This is a genomic window from Roseovarius sp. CH_XMU1461, assembly GCF_037027165.1.
GTDB lineage: Bacteria > Pseudomonadota > Alphaproteobacteria > Rhodobacterales > Rhodobacteraceae > Roseovarius > Roseovarius nubinhibens.
This window is the reverse complement of record NZ_JAYMDV010000001.1, coordinates 328,636-342,631: the sequence shown is the minus strand read 5'-3', so window position 1 is coordinate 342,631 and position 13,996 is coordinate 328,636. Positions and strand designations below refer to the sequence as shown.

12 protein-coding genes are annotated in these 13,996 nt (G+C 61.7%); 11 read left to right on the top strand and 1 reads right to left on the bottom strand.

From position 1 onward, the window contains the following. The first annotated feature begins 119 nt into the window (after positions 1–119). From WA237_RS01675 to WA237_RS01645, 7 genes are read left to right on the top strand one after another with little or no spacing between them, the layout of a single operon-like run. On the top strand, positions 120–1,283 hold the full coding sequence (locus WA237_RS01675; protein WP_336096427.1) for an aromatic ring-hydroxylating oxygenase subunit alpha: 1,164 nt from the start codon (positions 120–122) through the stop codon (positions 1,281–1,283). After that, positions 1,280–2,836: a choline-sulfatase gene (gene betC, locus WA237_RS01670; protein WP_336096426.1), complete on the top strand. Its 1,557-nt coding sequence runs from the start codon at positions 1,280–1,282 to the stop codon at positions 2,834–2,836. The genes WA237_RS01675 and betC overlap by 4 nt, the downstream gene beginning before the upstream one ends. Then, the gene (locus WA237_RS01665; protein ID WP_336096425.1) at positions 2,833–3,624 is read left to right on the top strand and encodes an SDR family NAD(P)-dependent oxidoreductase; all 792 of its coding nucleotides are present in this window, start codon (positions 2,833–2,835) and stop codon (positions 3,622–3,624) included. Before betC ends, WA237_RS01665 begins: the two co-directional genes overlap by 4 nt. A 14-nt stretch (positions 3,625–3,638) precedes the next feature. After that, positions 3,639–4,574: a 3-keto-5-aminohexanoate cleavage protein gene (locus WA237_RS01660; protein ID WP_336096424.1), complete on the top strand. Its 936-nt coding sequence runs from the start codon at positions 3,639–3,641 to the stop codon at positions 4,572–4,574. Positions 4,575–4,604: 30 nt separating this feature from the next. Next, entirely contained in the window at positions 4,605–6,023 is a 1,419-nt protein-coding gene (locus WA237_RS01655; RefSeq protein ID WP_336096423.1) for a gamma-aminobutyraldehyde dehydrogenase, read from the top strand. After that, positions 6,023–6,763, top strand: a complete 741-nt coding sequence (locus WA237_RS01650; protein ID WP_336096422.1) for an SDR family NAD(P)-dependent oxidoreductase — start codon at positions 6,023–6,025, stop codon at positions 6,761–6,763. The genes WA237_RS01655 and WA237_RS01650 overlap by 1 nt, the downstream gene beginning before the upstream one ends. After that, positions 6,763–7,698, top strand: a complete 936-nt coding sequence (locus WA237_RS01645; RefSeq protein ID WP_336096421.1) for a 3-hydroxyacyl-CoA dehydrogenase NAD-binding domain-containing protein — start codon at positions 6,763–6,765, stop codon at positions 7,696–7,698. Before WA237_RS01650 ends, WA237_RS01645 begins: the two co-directional genes overlap by 1 nt. Positions 7,699–7,826: 128 nt before the next feature. Here the strand turns inward: WA237_RS01645 and nusG are convergent, their stop codons facing one another. Beyond that, complete coding sequence (nusG, locus tag WA237_RS01640) at positions 7,827–8,336, bottom strand: transcription termination/antitermination protein NusG (RefSeq protein WP_336096420.1); 510 nt, start codon at positions 8,334–8,336, stop codon at positions 7,827–7,829. Between the two features lie 900 nt (positions 8,337–9,236). Here nusG and WA237_RS01635 point away from each other — a divergent pair. From WA237_RS01635 to tviB, 4 genes are all read left to right on the top strand, one after another. After that, on the top strand, positions 9,237–10,610 hold the full coding sequence (locus WA237_RS01635) for a site-specific integrase (RefSeq protein WP_336096419.1): 1,374 nt from the start codon (positions 9,237–9,239) through the stop codon (positions 10,608–10,610). 686 nt (positions 10,611–11,296) lie between these two features. Beyond that, a complete protein-coding gene (locus tag WA237_RS01630; RefSeq protein WP_336096418.1) occupies positions 11,297–11,683 on the top strand; it encodes a MarR family EPS-associated transcriptional regulator in 387 nt (128 codons plus the stop codon). Continuing rightward, positions 11,671–12,696, top strand: a complete 1,026-nt coding sequence (locus WA237_RS01625; RefSeq protein WP_336096417.1) for an NAD-dependent epimerase/dehydratase family protein — start codon at positions 11,671–11,673, stop codon at positions 12,694–12,696. The genes WA237_RS01630 and WA237_RS01625 overlap by 13 nt, the downstream gene beginning before the upstream one ends. Beyond that, the gene (gene tviB, locus WA237_RS01620; RefSeq protein ID WP_336096416.1) at positions 12,689–13,987 is read left to right on the top strand and encodes a Vi polysaccharide biosynthesis UDP-N-acetylglucosamine C-6 dehydrogenase TviB; all 1,299 of its coding nucleotides are present in this window, start codon (positions 12,689–12,691) and stop codon (positions 13,985–13,987) included. Before WA237_RS01625 ends, tviB begins: the two co-directional genes overlap by 8 nt. Positions 13,988–13,996: the final 9 nt, after the last annotated feature.

Here is a 13,996-nt window from a genome sequence, read left to right as displayed (position 1 = left end):
GAATTAGGATAAATGGACGGCGATCCAAGTGTAGTTTGCCGTGCCGTTTGAGAGGATGCTGAGATCATTGGGCACCCGGGATGCGGTGCCGCGACCACAGCAAAGCTCGGGAGGCTGCCATGTTCGAAATGCCATCAAAGGATGCGTTCGCCCGGATCGGCGAGGGCTATGCGCCAGAGGCGGGCCGGTCGCTGTCGCTCAAGGCCGATGCCTATACGCGGCAGGAATGGTTTGAGGCCGACCGCGCCGCGATCCTCGGGCGGAGCTGGCAATGGGTCTGCCATGTCGAAAAGCTGCGCGAGCCGGGGGCCTATATCGCCATTGAGGTCGCCGGTCAGCCGGTCGCCGTGCTGCGTGACCGCGACGGCGTGCTGCGCGCCTTCTACAACGTGTGCAAACACCGCGCACATGAGCTGCTTCGCGGCGAGGGCAACACGACGCGGATCATGTGCCCCTATCACGCCTGGGTCTACAAGCTCGACGGGCAGCTGGTGCGCGCGCCAGAGACCGACCATCTTGAGGATTTCAACCCCAAGGACATCTGCCTCGACGCGGTGCAGGTCACTGAATTCGCGGGCTTTGTCTTCGTCAATCTCGACCGCGACGCCGCGCCTCTGGCAGAGCAATCGGGCAATCTCGAAACCGAGATCCGCCATTGGGCCCCGGATGTGGATCAGCTCACCTTCGGGCATCGGCTGACCTATGAGATCAATTCGAACTGGAAGAATGTCGTCGACAATTTCCTCGAATGCTATCACTGCCCGACCGCACATAAGGATTTCTGCGATCTGGTGGATATGGACACCTACAAGGTGACCACCTACGGCATCTACTCCTCGCATATGGCCGAGGCGGGGCAGGGCGAAAACAGCGCCTATGACGTGTCGAACGCCACGGTGCGAACGCATGCGGTCTGGTGGCTTTGGCCCACGACCTGTCTCATGCGCTATCCCGGCCGGTCGAGCATGATCGTGCTGAACATCATCCCGGTGGGGCCGGACAAGACGCTCGAGACCTATGATTTCTATCTCGAGACGCCGGAGCCGGATGCGATGGAACGCGATGCGATCCGCTATCTCGACGAGGTGCTGCAGGTCGAGGACATCAGCCTCGTTGAGAGCGTGCAGCGTGGCATGAACACCCCCGCCTTTGCCCAGGGCCGGATCGTCAGCGATCCCAGCGGTTCGGGCAAATCGGAACATGCGGTGCATCATTTCCACGGGCTCGTCCTCGACGCCTACGCTCAGGCGGCAAAACGGGCTGCTGAACAGGCCGCGCGATGAGCGCGGCCGCCAAGGCGGCGCCGCGCCGTCCCAATATCGTGGTGATCATGGCCGATCAGCTCGCGCCGCATTTCACCGGCGCCTATGGGCATCAGGTGGCCAAGACCCCGCATATGGATGCGCTGGCGGCGCGCGGCATGCGGTTCGACGCGGCCTATTGCAACGCGCCGCTCTGCGCGCCGTCGCGCTTTGCCTTCATGTCGGGACAGCTCATCAGCCGGATCGCCGCCTATGACAATGCGTCCGAGTTCCGCGCCACGGTGCCGACCTTTGCCCATTACCTGTCGGCGCTGGGTTATCGCACCTGTCTTTCGGGCAAGATGCATTTCGTCGGCCCCGACCAGAAACACGGGTTCCAAGACCGGGTGACCACCGATATCTACCCCTCGGATTTCGCCTGGACCCCGGATTGGGAGGCCCCGGACGAGCGGATCGACAAATGGTATCACAACATGCAGACCGTCAAGGAAAGCGGCTGTGCCATTGCCACGTTCCAGACCGATTACGATGACGAGGTGGAATTTGCCGCGCGGCGCTGGCTCATCGACCGGGCGCGTGACCGGGCGGCGGGGCAGGAAGCGCCGTTTTGCATGGTGGCGTCCTTCATCCATCCGCATGATCCCTATGTGGCGCGGCCCGAATGGTGGGATCTCTATTCCGATGACGAGATCGAGCTGCCCGAGGTGCTGCCGCTGGCGGAACACGACCCGTTTTCGCGGCGGCTCATGGATGGGATCGAGGCCTCTTATGTGCCGCTGTCGCGCGACGAGGTGATCCGGGCGCGGCGCGCCTATCTCGCCAATGTGAGCTATTTCGACAGCAAGATCGGCGCGCTGGTGAAAACCCTCGATGAGATCGGCGAGCTCGACAACACGGTGGTCATTGTCACCGCCGACCATGGCGATATGCTGGGCGAGCGTGGACTGTGGTACAAGATGAACTTTTTCGAGCATTCCGCGCGGGTGCCGCTCATCATGGCGGGGCCGGGGGTGGTGCAGGGCGCGGCGGCCAACGCCTGTTCGCTCATCGATCTTCTGCCGAGTTTCCTCGAGATTGCCGGCGCTGACGAGAGCGTGCTGGGCGAGCCGGTGGATGGGCGCAGCCTGATGCCACTTGCGCGCGGCGAAGAGGACCCGCAGGACGAGGCGATCAGCGAATATTGCGCCGAAATGACCGCTTGGCCGGTGTTCATGATCCGGCGCGGCGATCTCAAATACATCCATTGCGATGGCGACCCGCCACAGCTCTATGATCTCTCCGTCGATCCCGGCGAGCGGGTGAACCGGGTCGAGGACCCGGATTACGCCTGCCGCGCCCGCATGTTCGCCGAAGAGGTGGCCGGGCGCTGGGATGGCGAGAAACTGCGGGCTGATATCATCGCGACACAACGCTCGCGGCGCCGGCTTCATGCGGCGATGGAGGCGGCGGGCGGCGAGAGCTGGGATTACAACCCGCCGCGCGATGCGAGCCAGGAATATGTCCGCAATCACATGGATTGGACGGTGGCGGCGGCGCGGTACAGATACCCGCCCCTGAAGGAGACAGACAAATGATGTTGGAAGGCAAGGTCGCATTGGTGACCGGCGGGCGCGGCGGCATCGGGCGCGCCATCTGTGCGCGGCTGATGCGCGAAGGCGCGACGGTCTATGCCGCCGATCTGAACGAGGGCGGATCGCTCGGCGGGGGGACGGCGCCGGGGCAGTTCCTGCGGCTCGATGTGGCGGACGAGGCCGAGGTCATCGCCGCCATGGCAAAGGTGCGCGACGCGGCGGGCAAGCTTGATATTCTCGTCAACGCGGCGGGGATCGAGATCGAAAAGACCATCGAGCACACCACGCTCGAGGAATGGAACCGGTCTTTTGCGGTCAATGTCACCGGCACGTTTCTCACCTCGAAACATGCGCTGCCCTTGATGCGGGCGGCGGCCCAGGGTGGCACCACCGCCAGCCTCATCAACTTTGGCAGCTATGACGGGTTCATCGCCGATCCCGGCCTCGCCGCCTATTGCGCGACCAAGGGCGCGGTCCATGCGCTGACCCGCGCCATGGCCTGCGATCATGGCCCCGAAGGCATCCGCGTCAACGCCATCTGCCCCGGCTATATCGACACGCCGATGCTGCAGAGCTTTTTCACCGGCGATGGTTCGGGCGGCGGCGGCAAGGGCATCGACGAGCTGCAACAGGCGGTGCGCGATGTGCACCCGATGCGCAGCTATGGCACGCCCGACGACATCGCCAATCTCGTCAATTGGCTCGCCTCCGACGAGGCCCGCTATGCCAGCGGTCAGCTCTGGGTGCTCGACGGCGGGCTCTCGGCGCAAGTGCAACAGATGAAACTCTGACAAGGACCGCGACCATGGCCAAACCGAACCCGGTGATCATCACCTGCGCGCCCACCGGCGGCATCCACACCCCCACCATGTCCGAGCATCTGCCGATCACCCCGAGCGAGATCGCCGAGGCGAGCATCGGCGCGGCCGAGGCGGGGGCGTCGATCATCCATCTGCACGCCCGCAACCCCGAAACCGGCCAGCCGGATGCCGATCCCGATCTCTTCATGCAGTTCCTGCCACGCATCAAGCAGGCGACGGGCGCGGTGATGAATGTCTCGACCGGCGGCGGCCTCGGCATGAGCCGCGAAGACCGGCTGCGCGCCGCGCTCCGGGCCAGCCCGGAAATGGCCTCGATGAACATGGGGTCGATGAATTTCGGCATCTTCCCGATGAAGGCGAAATACAGCGAGTGGAAACATGACTGGGAGCCCGAGTTCCTCGACATGACCCGCGATTTCATCTTCCGCAACACATTCGCCGATATCGAATACGCGATGCGCGAGTTGGGCGATGGCCATGGTACCAAGTTCGAGTTTGAATGCTACGACCTGAGCCATCTCTACAATCTCGCCTGGGTGATTGATCAGGGCTGGGTCAAGCCGCCGTTCTTCATCCAGATGGTGTTCGGCATTCTCGGCGGGGTCGGGGCCGATCTCGACAATCTCGTGCATATGCACGGGGTGGCGCAACGGCTCTTTGGCGACAGTTACGAATGGTCGGTGCTGGCCGCCGGGCGGCATCAGATGCGCTTTGCCACGCAGGCGGCGCTTCTTGGCGGCAATGTCCGCGTCGGGCTCGAGGACAGTCTGTACATCGGGCCGGGGCAGCTCGCCCGCTCCAACGCGGATCAGGTGACCAAGATCCGTGGCATCATCGAAAGCCTCGGTCTCGACATCGCCACGCCCGAGCAGGCGCGCGCGCGGCTCGGGCTCAAGGGCGGCGATCAGGTTTCATTCTAAGGGCGCGACAAGGATTATATGGGGGGCGAGATGCAGACAGACATGTTGATCAATGGCGAAATGGTCGCGGGGCAGGGCGCGGCGCTGCCGGTGCTTGACCCGGCCACCGGCAGGCAGGTGGCAGAGGTGGCCGAGGCCACGCCAGAGCAGATCGAGGCCGCCACGCGCGCCGCCCATGAGGCCTTCGAGAGCTACCGCCTCTCGACCCCATCGGAACGGGCGGCGCATCTTTTGGCCATCGCCGATGTGATCGAGGCCAATATCGAAGAGCTGGCCGAGCTGGAAACCCTCGACGTGGGCAAGCCCTGGCCGATGGCGCGGGACGAGGAAATGCCGCTCACCATCGACACGTTCCGCTTTATGGCTGGGGCCGCGCGCACGATGGGTGGCTCGGCTGCGGGCGAATATGTGGCCGGTCACACCAGCATGATCCGCCGCGATCCTATCGGGCCGGTGGCCAGCATCGCGCCGTGGAATTACCCGCTGATGATGGCCGCGTGGAAGATCGCCGCGCCGCTGGCGGCGGGCTGCACCATGGTGCTCAAACCCTCGGAAATCACCCCGCTCGCCACGCTGCGTCTGGCCGATCTCTTGGCCGATGTGCTGCCGCGCGGTGTGCTCAACGTGATACATGGCGGCGGGGCCTCGGTGGGCGACGCGCTGATCAATGATCCCCGCATGGAGGGGATTTCGATCACCGGCTCGCCCGCCACCGGCATGGCCGCGATGCGTGCCGCGAGCCGTCAGATCCGCCATGTCCATCTCGAACTGGGCGGCAAGGCCCCGGTGATCGTGCTGGGGGATGCCGACATCGGCGCGCTGGCGGAAACCATCCGCTATGGCAGCTTTTTCAACGCCGGTCAGGATTGCGCCCAGCCCTGCCGCCTCATGGTCGAGGCCTCGGTCTATGACAAGGTGCTGCAGGCGGTGACCGATCAGGTCGGCCAGATCCGCATCGGCGCGCCGCGCGCCGAGGGCACCGAGATGGGACCGATCGTCTCGAGCGTGCAGCGCGACCGCGTGGCGGGGTTCATCGACCGGGCGCGGAGCAATGCCGAGATCGCCACCGGCGGCGCCTCGGGCGAAGGGCCGGGGTATTTCTATCAACCGACCGTCGTTGCCAATGTCGACAATGACGCCGAGATCGCCGCCTCCGAGGTCTTCGGCCCGGTGGTCACCCTGTCGCGGATCAAGGATGCCGACGAGGCGCTTCGCATCGCCAATGCCGCGCCCTTTGGGCTCGCCTCTTCGGTCTGGACCCGCGATCTCTCGGCCGCGATGCGGCTCAGCTCGCAGCTGCGCTATGGCATGACCTGGGTCAACACCCATGGCGTGCCGACACCGGAAATGCCCTGGGCCGCGATGAAAGGTTCGGGCACCGGCTGTGACATGAGCATCTACGCGCTCGACGCCTATACGTCGGTGCGCCATGTGATGGTGGCCCACTGATGCGGCTCGCGGGGAAACGGGCGGTCGTCACCGGCGGACGGCAGGGCATCGGGCGCGGCATCGTCGACGCCTTTCTCGACCAGGGCGCAGAGGTCATCACCTGTGGCCGGGGGGCACGGCCCGAAGGGCTGCCCGAGGGCTGTGGCTGGGTGACGGCGGATGTCTCGGACGCGGCGCAGGTGGCACAGCTGGTCTCTGAGGCCGGTGCCATCGACATTCTCGTCAACAACGCGGGCGTGCAGGTGGAAAAGACCGTGGCCGACAGCACGGATGCCGATTGGGATCTGGTGATCGGGGCCAATTGCCGGGGCGTGTTCAACGCCTGCCGGGGCTTTATCCCGGTGCTGCGCGACGGCGGGGTGATCCTCAACATGGGGTCGATCTCGGCCAATCACGCCGATCCCTCCATGGCGCTTTACAACGCGTCCAAGGGGTTCGTGCATGGGCTCACCCGCTCGATTGCGGTCGATCACGGGCCGCGGCTGCGCTGCAACGCGATCTGTCCGGGCTGGATCAACACCGGCATGCTCGAGGCGGGGTTTGACCTCGCCCAGAACCCGGAGGCGGCGCGCGCCGATGCGATCCGCCGCCACCCGGCGCGGCGCTTTGGCGAACCGGCGGACATCGCCGCCATGGCGGTCTGGCTCGCGTCGGACGAGGCGCGGTTCGTCTCGGGGCAGTTTTTCACCGTGGATGGCGGCCTGACGGCGGCCTCCCCTTTGCAACCGGGGTTGTTTTGATGGATTTTTCACATACCGCCTGTCTCGGCGGCGGCGTCATCGGCGCGAGCTGGGCAGCGCTGTTTCTGGCCTCCGGCCGCTCTGTCACCCTCTATGATCCGGCCCCCGGTGCGGAGCGCGCGGTGCGCGACTATATCGCGACGGCCTGGCCCACGCTGACCGAGCTGGGGCTGACCACAGAGGGCCGCCCCGACGCGATCACCTTTGCCCAAAGCGCCGCAGAGGCGGTCGCAGGCGCGGGGTTTGTGCAGGAAAACGTGCCCGAACGCCTGCCGATCAAACAGGCCATCTTTGCCGAGATTGAGCCGGCGCTCGATCCCGCCGCCATCGTGGCGAGCTCGGCCTCGGGGCTGACGCTGGGCCAGATGCAGGGCGGCTGGCGCGATCCCGCGCGGTTTGTGCTGGGCCATCCGTTCAACCCGCCGCATCTCATCCCGCTGGTCGAGGTGATGGGCAACGAGCGCACCGCACCCGAGGCGGTGACCGGGGCCGAAGAGTTCTATCGCGCGGTCGGCAAGGTGACGATCCGGCTCAACAAGGAAAAGAACGGCCATGTCGCCAACCGCCTGCAGGCGGCGCTCTGGCGCGAGGCGATCAGCCTCGTGGTCGAAGGCGTGGCCAGCGTCGAGGATGTCGACAAGGCGGTCTGGGCCGGGCCGGGCCTGCGCTGGGCGGCGATGGGGCCGACGATGCTCTTCAATCTGGGCGCGGGTGCGGGCGGCTTGCGCGCCTTTTGCGACCATTTCAGCGACACGTTCAACGGCTGGTGGGACGATCTGGGACAGGTTCAACTGACCCCGGAGGTGGCCGAAACCCTGATCCGCGGCGTCAATGACGAGGCACGCGGCGACACCCTTGCCGTGCTGTCGGCCCGCCGCGACGCGCTCATCCTCGCGATGCAAAAAGCCACCGCTGGCCTGCGTCAGGACGGGTAGGGGGCGGCTCACTTGAGTGGCGCTGTATTTCAATCCCCTTTGCCTCTGGCTGAGGGGATTGGCCTAAGGATCATTGGGACCGCTGGGGTGATCCGTAATCAATGATCAGGCTTCGCAGGTACTTCGGTTTACACCGCCCGGAGCTGATCCGCCCCGACCGCAACGCGGGTCTGGCCACCCATGATGTCCATCAGGACCCAAACGCGCCGGTCCGGCGCGATTTTTTCCACCTCTGCCACAAAATTGGCGAAGGGCCCTGTTGTCAATGTCACTTTATCGCCGGGCGACAGACGCGTCGCTGGCAACAGCTTGCCCTTCGCATCGCAACGCTGCATCAGGTACGAGACTAGATCCAGCGGAACCGCTGTCGGTTCATTGCCAAAGCTCACCAAGCGCGTGATGCCATAGGTTGAGTTGACCGTGCGCCAGAATCCGCGAGCCGCATCGAATGCCACGAATATATAACCGGGAAATAGTGGCCGCATGGCAGTGACAAACTTGCCATTGCGCTGGCGTGTCTCTTCTTCGAGCGGGAGGAAGGTTTTGAACCCCTGCCGTTTGAGGTTCTTGTCCGCGATGTTGGCGCAGTTCGGTTTTACTTGGGCCAGAAACCAATTTTCACGGCAATCATGGTACATTATTCTGAGTCCTCGTTAAAACAGCACGGCCCCACATATCGCTCAAAATTGAGCGATGGCAAGTCTATTTTCTCAATAAACGTGAAACTTTGATGACGGTACAAAGTCTATATGACGTAGTCGAATTGGTGACCTTATGGCCCTTTTTATTTCCCTTTAATCACGATCAGTTACCTCCTCCGCAGCACAAAACGCGGAGCGATAATCGATGGTCCAGAACCCCCAACGCAAACTTCAACAACGGCCACAAGACCACAATTGGACTTCTGACCCAGAGAAGATCCGAGAAGGCGTTCAACGACAACGTCGCGAGATCAACGGCAAACTTGCCGAGCTAGCTGTCGCGGGGTTTGAGCGACCCTTTTACACTGGTGTCTTGAATGAGACCTCGCAGGGATGGGTCTGCGATTTCCTACTGGACCCTCCCAAGCGCCCGCTGCGGGTTCAGATTATGCGGGTGCCAAACCCGCAGAAGGACGAGCGATCAGAGGCTCTGTGGCAGGCCCGCCTTGGCTCCCCGATATTCAGCCGGGCTCTAAAGCTCATACCCCTCGAGGCTGGAACGGACGTGGCGCTTCTATCCGGAGCCATCTGGCACGCGCATATTGGCCTGCGGCTTTCCCTTCACGAGCACAGGACACATGCCGATCGTCCGCTTTATGTGGCCGTTCTCGAGCTTCTGACTAGGGAGCTTTGAGAGATGAGGACACGGAATGAACGCCCTCCATATTCCCGTTACCAAACTCAACATTCCTGTTACCTCGGCCCCTCAGAGGGGGATGATCATGGTGCTGTTCGAGAGGGTGATCACTATGGACATCTACTCTCTTTCGACGCAGCGCAGCCCGCGACACAGAGCTTGTCGCCGCCAAATGTAAATTGCAGCAAGGGGCCCGCCCAATGAGGATGGAGGACGCCCCGTATTCTCTTTGCGAGAGGCTAGGCAAAGCGCTCTGTCCTGAGCTCACAATCGAGGACCTGCAACGGGTGCGCCAAGCAGTCGATCTGGCCGTCAATGCCCTGTCCGATCGCACCCCATCAGAGTTAGCGGCCACTGGGAGCTGGCAAGCCTATGGCAAACGGGCCGCCGCCTTGGCGCGCACCCACCGGTCCCGCGATGCATACCTGGCCTTTCTGGATCGAGACCAACGCGAAGACTGGAAGAGCCCCTCTCAAAGGCAGGATTTCCGCACGGCGCTGACGCGTCTGGGATCCTATGACTTGCTTGAGCAGCTGCCTTCTTTCCTGCGCTGGGCGCTGGCAAACGAGCCAAGATCGGACCGGCGGCAAGCGCTGATCAAAGACCTCTTTCCCGATCTCAACCTGACGCCTGTCTCCGATGAAGATGCTCCCGACGAGCCTCTCACTGCTGGGGTCCTTAAGATGACCAGATTTCTCCTTGAGGTTCCACCAAGGGCTGCAGCCGGGCCTCCGCAAAAGACCGTCAGGCCCCCCAAAGCGATCCGCAAGAAGCAATCTTCCGGGGCCTACGCCACGCTCACAGCCCTTCGCATTCATGAACGGCGCAAGCGATCTGACGATCCGGACTATTGCTGGCGTCTGAGATTTTGGCAGGAGGTCTGCCGGGACCGCCACATAGGCCCGTTCGAGAAAGCAGCCATGGCCATCCTGATGGTTTCGGGTGCGCGCCCGAGCGAGCTCAGTGACAGGCATGGGGTCCGCATATGGGCAAGCCCCGATGGTAAACGCCTCATCATCACGGTTCGCGGCGCCAAATGCGGCAGCGAGACCCGGCGCACAGCAGGCAAGGGCCAGACCCACCGCCATCTTCACCTCCGCGCGCAGACTCCCATGGCGAAGTGGTTGGCGGAGACAGCTCTGAAGTATCCTGGTCAACGCTTCCTCTTCCGCCTAAAGACCCCGCGCTTTGATGCCGGAGGCAAGCCACTGACGAGGGTGGAACGCAGCCGCAGGGTGTCCCAACGGCTAGGCAAGCTCTGTCGCCGCATCGGCAAACAGGCCTATCCACGCATGCGCAAGCACCTGACACCCTACGTGTTCCGTCATGCTTTGGCGTCGGACCTTCGCGGGACATCGAACCACTCTCCCGAGGCGGTGGCGCAAATTCTCGGGCATCAAAGCGATCGGACCCAACAGCATTATGGAAGCTCAAAGCGGCTGCGCAGAGAGGCCAGCCCCTTTGCGTGTCAAATTCGCGCGGTCGAGGCCAGCGACGCTGTTCGATCTCCCAACCGCCCCTTCCGCGCCAGAGTGGAGCCAGACTCTTTGGTGGCGCGAGGCCAGGGAGCCTAACGAGGATCTGCCCATATCCGGGTGGGCACGCATGAGCCGCGGCGCGCGTGACCCATGCGTCCGAGAACCTTGAACGGTTCGAGCTGGTGCTGAACACAATCAGCATGGAGGAAGCAGTGGAACAGGCCGAGCGGAAAGATAGCCCAAGCGCCGCCGAAGCGGCAGCACAAGCCCAACTGGCGAAAGACGACAGTAGTTCGACGTCTGACCAGGTGAGGAGTGGCCGACTCGGGTGAAGGGTTTGCCTGGGGTCAGATTGCAGGAGATTTTCCAAATTGACTTTTCCCTTTGCGACATGGGGCCGAGTTTCATGGAGCAACCACTACGCCCCGCTAGGTATCGACAAAGAGCGCCAGCCATGAACTAGGCTTGCGCTGATAAAGTCGTTCATTTGAGAACTTGTTACATATTCAGTCTATCTATTGGTGGCGCGGTTGAATGCCTGCTGATGCCCTCAACGTGAGTGAGGGTCCTCTCTGGCTAGGCTTGCACGACTCGGGTCGTTCGCTACTTCATCGTCCGAAGTGACGAAAACCTCTTGAACTCTGAAATTTCGCTTGTTGGCGCGCGCGGCATCTGCTACCGCTCAAATCTGAGCGATGTGGAATCTATTCTCATCATCACCATTGCATCTAACAAGGCGCCCCATGGGCAGTCCTTGTGCGGTAGCCTGAGAAAATCCCAAAATGACCAGCAAGCGTACCAAGCTGCGGGAGGACACGCATTTTCGCGTGCTGCGCCTTCTTCAAGAAAACCCTGAAATGTCCCAGCGTGAACTGGCTGAGGCGGTTGGCGTCAGTGTCGGCGGGATCCACTACGTGCTGAACGCCCTGATCGACAAAGGGCTGGTGAAGCTAGGGAATTTCACAGCGGCAGAAGATAAGCGGCGGTATGCGTACGCTTTGACACCGAAAGGCATCGCGCGGAGGGCAGCGCTAACGCGCGCGTTTCTAGTGCGGAAGATGGAAGAATACGAGGCGTTGAGGGAAGAGATCGAGGCGCTGAGTTCGGAGTTGGGAAATGGTGAGGCGACTACCATTTCAACAAAGCTTAATGGAGTGTGCCCGAAGTGAAGCAGCGCAAAGTACTCATCACCGGGACTGCCGGATTCATCGGGTTTCATCTGGCCAAGCTTCTGTTGGTAGAGGGGTTTCGGGTGCACGGCTATGACGGGATGACCGACTACTACGACGTCACCCTAAAGCATCGACGCCATGGGATGCTGCTGCAAAACTCCGCCTTTTCTGCGACAGAAGGAATGCTGGAGGATCAGGATAAATTCGACAAGCTCGCCGACGAATTCCAGCCAGACGTCATCGTCCACCTCGCAGCACAGGCAGGGGTGCGCTATAGCCTAGAAAACCCCCGCGCTTACCTCGACTCCAATGTCATCGGAACCTTCAATGTCATGGAAGCGGCCCGCAGGCTAGAAGTGGATCACCTGCTCATGGCATCGACATCCTCGGTCTACGGCGCCAACACCGAGATGCCGTTCACGGAAACCGAGAAGGCTGATACGCAGCTTACGATCTACGCCGCGACGAAGAAGGCCAATGAAAGCATGGCGCACTCCTATGCGCATCTGTGGGACCTTCCGACCACAATGTTTCGCTTCTTCACGGTTTACGGCACATGGGGGCGCCCCGATCTTGCGCTCTACAAATTCGTTGCCGCAATCCTCGAGGATCGCCCGATCGACATCTACAACCATGGCGACATGTATCGTGACTTCACCTACGTTGAAGACCTCGTGCGCGGCATCCGGCTCTTGATCGACGCGGTGCCAGAGCGCTGCGAGGATGGCGTCGTGCCAGAGGGAGACAGCCTGTCTCCGGTGGCACCTTATCGAGTGGTGAACATCGGAAATTCGGACAAAGTCAAGCTGCTGGACTTCATAGAGGCGATCGAGGATGTGCTCGGCAAGAAGGCCATCCGCAATTACATGCCGATGCAGATGGGTGACGTGCCCGCGACTTGGGCGGAAGCTTCTCTTCTACAAAGCCTAACGGGATATTGTCCGCAAACAGATTTTCGAGACGGTATTGCGCACTTTGTCGATTGGTACCGGAGTTATTACAATGTCTGAGGTCAATATGCAATCCTTATCCCTTGAAAACGCCAAGATTGCCGTCATCGGCCTCGGCTATGTCGGGCTTCCCCTTGCGGTGGAATTTGGCAAACACCGGCCGGTGGTCGGCTTTGACATCAACACTAAACGCATCGAGGCTTTGCAAGCAGGGCATGACTCGACGCTTGAAGTCAGCGACGATGAGCTGACAGAGGCAGGGCATCTTCGGTTTTCATCGAGCCTCTCCGACGTCGCGGGATGCAACACATTTATCGTCACAGTCCCGACGCCCATCGACGATTACAAACGTCCTGATTTGACGCCGTTGATCAAGGCGTCGGAAATCATCGGCAAGGTACTCAAGCGCGGTGATGTGGTGATTTATGAATCTACCGTCTATCCCGGGGCAACCGAAGAGGACTGCGTACCTGTCCTAGAGCGCGTATCGGGTTTGTCCTTCAACACGGATTTTTTCGCGGGCTACAGCCCAGAGCGAATCAATCCGGGCGACAAGACCCACCGCTTGACCACTATCACTAAGGTTACTTCGGGCTCGACGCCCGAAGTCGCGGATTTAATCAACGATCTATACGCATCGATCGTGACGGCGGGGACCCACAAGGCCCCATCCATCCGCGTGGCCGAGGCCGCCAAAGTCATCGAAAACACTCAGCGCGACCTGAATATAGCACTGATCAACGAGTTGGCGATGATCTTTAATCGCATGGACATCGACACCGAGGCGGTGCTGCAGGCGGCGGGGACTAAGTGGAACTTCCTTCCCTTCCGTCCCGGTTTGGTGGGGGGGCACTGCATCGGCGTCGATCCCTATTACCTCACACAGAAAGCCGAAGCGATCGGTTATCACCCGCAAATCATTCTCGCCGGTCGCAGGCTGAACGATGGCATGGGCGCCTATGTGGCGGGTCAGCTGGTCAAGGGGCTCTTGCTCAAACGCATTCACGTCCTGGGCGCGCGGGTGCTGATCATGGGACTCACCTTCAAGGAAAACTGCCCCGACCTGCGCAATACGCGGGTGGTTGATGTCATTGCGGAACTTAGTGATTACGGGGCACGGGTTGATGTCTGGGATCCTTGGGTCCACCCGGCCGAGGCGGCGAACGAATACGGGTTGGATCTGATTGATGCGCCGCAGCTGGGTGCGTATGATGGAATTATCGTGGCTGTGGCCCATAAGCAGTTCGCGGAGATGGGGGCCGATGCGATCCGTGCCCTAGGCAAATCTAACAGCGTACTGTTCGATCTGAAATACGTTTTGCCGCGGGCCGCGGTGGATCAAAGGCTATGACAGAGGTGA